The organism is Methylocaldum sp. (assembly GCF_039794385.1).
Lineage (GTDB): Bacteria > Pseudomonadota > Gammaproteobacteria > Methylococcales > Methylococcaceae > Methylocaldum.
In genome coordinates, this window is sequence record NZ_JBDIVO010000252.1 from 1 (window position 1) to 6,911 (window position 6,911).

Genomic DNA, 6,911 nt, shown 5'->3' on the forward strand with positions numbered 1-6,911 from the left:
TCATTATGGGCATGCGTTTCATCTATCGCTCCGAAAGAGTCAGTAGAGCAAAAACCGCTTCACGGCAACGAAAGAATTTCTGACTTACCGGGCAATCGGCATTTCGTTCCGCAGAGCCGCAGAGACCGCGGCTGTTTGGTGGGTTAATTCCAAATCGCTTTCAATAAGGCATTCATTTTGTAGGATGGGTAGAGCGAAGCGAAACCCATCGATGGTGGGTTACGCTCCGCTAACCCACCTACAATTAATGGTCACTCGAATGCCGAATGGAATAAGATCGATGCCTAACCCGCGCGCTTTCGAAACGGTGTACGATTCTGCCACCGGTTTAGGGCGCCGCCATTAATCTCGCCAGTCCCTTCCGCATTTCCTCCATCAACAACATTCCCAATGCAAACGGCAGAGTAAACAGCCAGACGTCGAGCTCTATGGGCGCGGTGCCGAAGATGTTGTTGCCCCAAGGCGTGTAATCGATGAACAGGATCAAGGCGATTTCCAGCAGAATGCCGACCAGGATTAATCGGTTGTTGAAAAGGGGAGAGCGGAACAGGGGGCGGTCCGGATGTTTGCACAGAAAGACGTTCATCACCTGCATGACGATGATGGCCGACAGACAGGCCGTGGTGGCTCGGAGATAAATCGGGTTGTCTCGGGCCAAGGTTTGGCCGTACTGCCAGCCGGCTCCATGGAGCACGTAGAAAAAGGCCGCCATGGCGGCGAGGGCTTCGAGAACTCCGAGGAACAGGTAGGCACGCGTGAGCAACGGCCAGGTGAGCAGTTTTTCCCTGGCCGATCGGGGCGGCTTTTTCATGCAGACGGGGTCCGGGCGATCCGCTCCGAGTCCCAGGGCCGGCACCATATCGGTGCCGAGGTCGACCGCCAGAATCTGGATGATGGTCAGGGGCAGCGGAATGCTGAACAGGGCGAAAGCGAGGTAAGGCACGAGTTCGGGAATGTTGGACGTGAGTATGTAGGACATGAACTTGCGGATATTGCCGAATACCGCCCGCCCTTCCTCTATCGCGCTGACGATGCTCGCGAAATTGTCGTCCAGGAGAATCATGTCGGCGGATTCCTTGGCCACGTCGGTTCCGGCAATGCCCATGGCGATGCCGATGTCGGCGGTCTTGAGCGCCGGGGCGTCGTTGACTCCGTCGCCGGTCACCGCCACTACGTGCCGTTTGCGTTTCAGGGCGTCGACGATGCGCATCTTCTGGTCGGCGCCGAGCCGGGCGAAGATGACTTCTTCTTTGTCGAGCGCGAGCTGTAGCTGCGTGTTGGAGAGCCGCCGCAATTCGTCGCCGGTGATCACGTGGGGGTGATTGCCGCGGAGCAGACCGATTTCCCGGGCGATCGCCTTGGCGGTGTGAGGGTGATCGCCGGTGACCATGATGACCTTGATGCCTGCCTGAAGGCATTTTTCGATGGCGGACGGTACCTCGGGACGGGGCGGGTCTTCGAGGCCGACCAGGGCGGTCAGTATCAGGTTCTCTTCCAATCGATCGTGATTATAGGTATCCGAGATTTCGCGATGGGCAAAGGCGAGGATGCGAAGTCCGCGTTCCGCCATCGTTTCTTGGGCATAGACAAACCGGCGGCGCATTTCCTCGGTCAGCGGCACGATTTCTTCGCCGATCTGCACGTCGGAGCACAGCGGCAGCACGGTTTCCAGGGCGCCTTTGGCGTACAGCCGGTTCCCCTCCGGCGTGCGGCTCAAAATCGAAAGGCGCTTCCGGTCCGTGTCGAAAGGGATCTCGTCGATTTTCGGATAGGCGGCGGTATCGTTCAGGAACCGTTCCGCCATCCGCACCAGCGCGATCTCCATGGGATCGCCGAGTAGCTCCCGCTTTCCGTCGCGGCTCGTTTCCTTGAGGTTCTGGCAGTTGCGCGCGCACTCCCAAAGTCTCGGGTAGGTTGCAGCGAGTTGTTCGTCGATATCTTCCGGATGACAGACTTCATTGCCGAAGAAGATTTGTCTCGCCGCCATGCGGTTTTGCGTCAGGGTGCCGGTCTTGTCCGTGCAGATGACGGTGGCCGAGCCCAATGTTTCGACCGATGGCAGGTGGCGTACCAAGGCATTGCGTTTGGCCATGCGCTGGGTGGCCATGGCGAGGGAGAGGGTAACCGTGGGCAGCAGGCCTTCCGGTACGTTGGCGACGATGATGCCGATGGCGAAGATGAAATCCTGCCAAAACGACAGGCCGGCCGCCCGCCCGATGAAAAAGAAGACGATGCCCAATGAGACGGCAAGCATGCCGACGATCCGGCTCAGGCGGAGGATTTCGTTTTGGAGAGGGGAAACGGGTTCGCCTGCCGTTTGAGTGAGGTGGGCGATCTTGCCGAATTCGGTGTGCATGCCGGTGTGGAAGACCACCGCCCGGCCTTCGCCGGAGACGACGGCGGTGCCCGCCAGCAGGACATTGCGAGCGTGAATGAGCTCGTCCGTCGCCGAGGGCTGCGCGTCTCTGGCTTGGGGTAAGGCTTCGCCGGTTACCGTGGCGTTGTTCACCCTCAGGGCAAAAGCCTCCAGAACCCGGCAGTCGACGGGTACGTTGTCGCCTTCCTGCAGCAGGATCACATCGCCCGGCACGATGTCCGAAGCATCCGCAAGGCGCACGCTGCCTTCGCGCATCACCTTGATTTGCAGCGGCAGGAGCTTTTGCAGCGCGGCGATGGCTCTTTCGGCCCGGTATTCCTGCCAGAACGAAAACAGCCCGTTGACGAGGATCACGCCGATAATGGCGAAACCCAGAGTTTCCATGCCTTCCCCCGGCGCTTTCCAATCCCCGAAAAACGCCAATGCCGCGGCAAGCCAGAGGAGCAGGGCGAAAAAGTGAGTGAACTGCCTGGCGAAGCGTAGTGCGACGGATTCCCGCTCGAACTCCGTAAGCCGGTTGGCACCATATTCACGGAGCCGGCGGGCCGCTTCGGTTTCACTTAGCCCTTCGGGTTGAGTATGAAGGCTTGTCAAGGCCTGATCGGGTTGGAGATGATGGATTTTCATGCCGCCTTTTGGGGTGAACCGATCCAGCAAACGCCTTGGCCGCCGTAGGCAATTTCGCGGATTTTCGTCAAGCGGCCGAAATATGTACAGAAAAAGAACTTATATGCTATAAACCCCGCGCTATCACGCCGATGTTTCAATACGCGGACAGTTAGAACCCACTCAACTAAACAGTCGGTTTACAGAGTATGACCAATCAACAATTCGATAAGACTCGCTTTTCTGTTCTGAGAAATGGTTTTTGCGCCTTCTCTATCGCCGTGGCTGGGCTATTGGCCGGCTGCGATGCCGGTCCCGGCGGCAGTTCTTCTGCGCCGGCCATGTCGGAAGCGAAAATCAGCGGGAACGTTCAGGATCAACACGGTCCCGTTACGGATGCCAAGATCGAAGTGCGGGACAAGAACGGTCAGTTAGTGACGACGACGGAGGTTACGAGCACCTCGAACCAGTACTCGATTACCGTCCCCGCGGGCACTGCGTATCCCATCGTGCTGACCGCCACTCCGAACAATCCGGCGCCGGGTCGCGGTCCGGTCAAGGCCGTGGTAACCAGTTCACTAGCCGACCGTATGGACATCACCGACGTCACCACCATCGTGGTCGATTCGGCCATGACCTTGGGCGGCTTGACCGAAGCGAACATCGCCAAGGCGTCCGGCGGCGCGATCGGCTTGCGCCAGCGCCAAGGCGCGAGCGCGGCAGCGGGTGGCGGCGGTGCGGGTCCCGGCCAGAGCGGCGGCGGCGTCAGCCGTGGTGGGCACGGCGGGCATGGCGAGCATGTGCCTTCCGGTTCCGGCGCATCTCCCTCCGACAGCAGCTCCGACCAACAGCAGCCGGCGCAGCAGTAATGCGGTGTAATCGACTTTAGCCTTTCGGCCGGGATGCTTTAGCTTTTTTAAAGACTCCCGGCGATTTTCCCGAAGCCGGCAGATGAGCTCGACGGAGCCGTCTGCCGGTTTTCTTTTTGGTCGCGGCTCGGACCTTGTTGAAACGGGCAGGCCGCGATTGGAAGGGTCGCGACTAAAGCAACCGTTTGCGATTGGGAAGGGATTGCCGACCTACCTATCGGGCTCTCTGACACCGACCAGAGAGGGATACGGGAAGCGGGAGTCCCTACAAGCGTATGGGCTTTTTGGGCAGCGTGTCGGTAGGTGAGAGTTCCGGCAGCACGGGCAAGCGGACCACAAATTCGCTGCCTTGGCCGGGACCGGGACTGGAGACGCACACGGTTCCTCCGTGCAATTCCACTAAGCGGCGGACGATCGTGAGACCAATGCCGAGACCGCCTTGGGATCGATCGAGCGTGCGCTCGGCCTGGGTGAAGAGATCGAAGACCTGGGGCAGTATCTCGGCCGGTATGCCGAGACCGGTGTCCCGCACGCGAAGCTCGATGTCGGAGCCGTCCCGATTTGCGGTGAGCCAGAGGGCGCCCCCTTTCGGCGTGTATTTGGCGGCATTGTTCAGCAAATTGCCCAAGACTTGGATCAGCCGGATGCTGTCGCCCTCCAGGTATACGGGAGCGGAGGGGAGAGTGACGGTGAAGGCGTGTTTCCGTTCATCAAGGAGAGGTCGCGTGACCTCGATGGCGCGGGCCACGATATCGCTCAGCTCGATCGTGTCTTTTTTGAGTTCCACTTTGCCGCGCGTGATGCGGGAAACGTCGAGAAGGTCATCCACCAACCTGACCAGATGGGCCGTCTGCCGATCGATTACATCCTCCGCCCATTGATGTTGCGGATGTTGCGGACCGATCCGCCGCAGGAGTTCCACCGCATTTCGAATCGGGCCCAAGGGGTTGCGCAGTTCGTGGGCCAGCATGGCCAAGAATTCGTTCTTGCGGTGGTCGGCTTCTTGGAGTGATGTTTGGGCCTGTATCAGATCGTCGATATCCGAGCATGAGCCAAACCACTTGATGATGTGGCCGGCCTCGTCGCGGATCGGTTGGGCGCGACACATCACCCACCGGTACTCGCCGTCTCGATGGCGGAGCCGATGCTTCATCTCGTAAGGTTCGCCGGTCTGGAGGCAATGCTTTCGGCGTTCATTGACGGGTTCCACTTCTTCGGGATGCAGAGCCCGCATCCAGCTGAAGCCCTTTTCTGAGTCGCACGGCTGTCCGGTGAATTCATGAAAGCGCGGGTTGGTGTAGTCGACCCGCCCATCCGGACAAACCGTGAAGACGATATCCGGCACTGTCTCGGCTAGGGCGCGGAATCGCTGCTTGCTTTCGCGCAGCGCCCGCTCCACCCGCGCGCGCTGGACGATCTCCCGCCTTAAGGTTTCATTGGCTTGCACCAGTTCGGAGGTGCGCTCCTGCACCCGCGTTTCCAGTTCGGCGTAAGCTTGGCGCAATGCTTCCTGAGCCCGCTTCCGCTCGATAATCTCATGCCATTTGCTCAAGGTGCACTTGACGATATGCGGCATGGCGGACAGGGTGGCCTCGGACTTGACGAGATAATCCAGAGCCCCGGCCTTCATCGCCTCGACTGCGATCGCCTCGTTCCCGTAGCAGGTCATAACGATGACCGGATAAGACGTATTCGAGCCTTCCTGCGGCAAAAGCTCCGTACCTTTCCCGTCGGGCAGCCGCAAATCGGTGATCACGAGATCCGGTAGGGCGACGGCAAGCGCCTCCCGCGCCTCGCGGAGATGGCGTACCACCGTCAGACGAACGGGTTCGCCTTGAGCCTCGAATGCTCTCTGTATGAGCTCGGCGTGGCTAGTATCATCCTCGGCCAAAAGGATGTGAAGGATGGTGTCGGCTATCGGCGCGGCTGCGGATGGCTCAGGTTTCATGAACAGTTCGGTCGGACCAGGGGTAGTGATTCCAGGCCAGCCAATAAAAGCCCAGATCTTCCATCATCCGGGTGAAATTCTCGAAATCGACGGGCTTGACGAGATAGCTGTTGGCATGCTGGCCGTAAGCTCTGGCGATGTCTTGCTCGGCTCGTGAGGTGGTGAGAATGACGACCGGCAGATTCGCAATGGACGGCGATGCCCTGATTCTACCCAGGACTTCAATGCCATTGATGCGGGGAAGGTTGAGGTCTAGCAGGACGACGTGCGGCCTCGGGCTGGTTTGCGGATCGGCATACGCGCCCTGTCGCAGCAGATAATCCAAGGCTTCCGCGCCCTGGCTGACATGATAGATCCGGTTCGCCACGCGGTGTTCCTGAAAACAGCGGATGACCAGTTCGGCATGATCCGGATTGTCTTCGACCAACAGGATATTCAGGACTTCTCCCTTCATGCTGGATCCCTCAGGGAAAAATAAAACGTGCAACCCAGCCCTTGACCTTCCGAGTCTACCCAGAGACTTCCGCCGTGCACCTCGACGATTCGCTTGACGATCGCCAGTCCGATTCCGGTACCCTCCGTATTGGGATCGAGCCGCTCGAACAGGCCGAAGATCTTCGTATGGTAGCTTGGCTCGATTCCGATACCGTTGTCACGTACAAAATAGACGATTTCTCCTTCTCTTGCTTCCGCGCCGATCTCGATCAAGGGTTCATCCTGGTCACCCATGAATTTGACGGCGTTTTCGATCAGGTTGAGCCACACCTCGAAGATCCGCTTCGGATCGCCGACCGCGTCGGGCAGACCGCGGCTGATCTCGGTCCGCAGTTTACGCCCGGAAAGCCGGTCCCTGACAAGCTCGACCGCCTCATGGACGAGAGCGCGCATCGAGACCTTTTCGGGCGGATTCGCGACGCGGCCGATGCGAGACAGCTCCAGCAGATCTTCCAGCAAGGTCTGCATTCGGCTCGCCGCCGCACGAATTCGCCGGATGTCTCCGCGCATACGCTCGAAATCTCCCCGCGTCGCGCTTTGTTCCAGCATGCCTGAAAATCCCTGGATGGTAATCAAGGGACTCTTGAGATCGTGCGAGGCGGTGTAAATGAACCGC

5 protein-coding genes are annotated in these 6,911 nt (G+C 59.4%); 1 reads left to right on the forward strand and 4 read right to left on the reverse strand.

Annotation, left to right across the window (positions count from 1 at the left end):
* Window positions 1-328: 328 nt before the first annotated feature.
* Window positions 329-3,004: a cation-transporting P-type ATPase gene (locus ABJK70_RS17790; protein ID WP_347258642.1), complete on the reverse strand. Its 2,676-nt coding sequence runs from the start codon at window positions 3,002-3,004 to the stop codon at window positions 329-331.
* A gap of 188 nt (window positions 3,005-3,192) precedes the next feature.
* On the opposite strand from ABJK70_RS17790, the gene ABJK70_RS17795 reads away from it, so the two are divergent.
* Window positions 3,193-3,852 (forward strand): hypothetical protein, encoded by a 660-nt coding sequence (locus tag ABJK70_RS17795; RefSeq protein WP_205780626.1) that lies wholly within the window; start codon window positions 3,193-3,195, stop codon window positions 3,850-3,852.
* A 265-nt stretch (window positions 3,853-4,117) separates the two neighbouring features.
* Here the strand turns inward: ABJK70_RS17795 and ABJK70_RS17800 are convergent, their stop codons facing one another.
* The 3 genes from ABJK70_RS17800 to ABJK70_RS17810 form a co-directional block, all read right to left on the reverse strand.
* Complete coding sequence (locus ABJK70_RS17800) at window positions 4,118-5,800, reverse strand: ATP-binding protein (RefSeq protein WP_156879472.1); 1,683 nt, start codon at window positions 5,798-5,800, stop codon at window positions 4,118-4,120.
* Complete coding sequence (locus ABJK70_RS17805) at window positions 5,790-6,254, reverse strand: response regulator (protein WP_086133062.1); 465 nt, start codon at window positions 6,252-6,254, stop codon at window positions 5,790-5,792. The genes ABJK70_RS17800 and ABJK70_RS17805 overlap by 11 nt, the downstream gene beginning before the upstream one ends.
* Window positions 6,251-6,911 (reverse strand): ATP-binding protein (locus tag ABJK70_RS17810; RefSeq protein ID WP_347258643.1); only part of this gene is annotated, 661 nt, incomplete at its 5' end. The genes ABJK70_RS17810 and ABJK70_RS17805, both read right to left, overlap by 4 nt.

Excerpts from the sequence above, each read along its gene's own strand:
- ABJK70_RS17790 (WP_347258642.1), bottom strand. The coding sequence starts at position 3,004 with ATGAAAATCCATCATCTCCAACCCGATCAGGCCTTGACAAGCCTTCAT.
- ABJK70_RS17795 (WP_205780626.1), top strand. The coding sequence starts at position 3,193 with ATGACCAATCAACAATTCGATAAGACTCGCTTTTCTGTTCTGAGAAAT.
- ABJK70_RS17800 (WP_156879472.1), bottom strand. The coding sequence starts at position 5,800 with ATGAAACCTGAGCCATCCGCAGCCGCGCCGATAGCCGACACCATCCTT.
- ABJK70_RS17805 (WP_086133062.1), bottom strand. The coding sequence starts at position 6,254 with ATGAAGGGAGAAGTCCTGAATATCCTGTTGGTCGAAGACAATCCGGAT.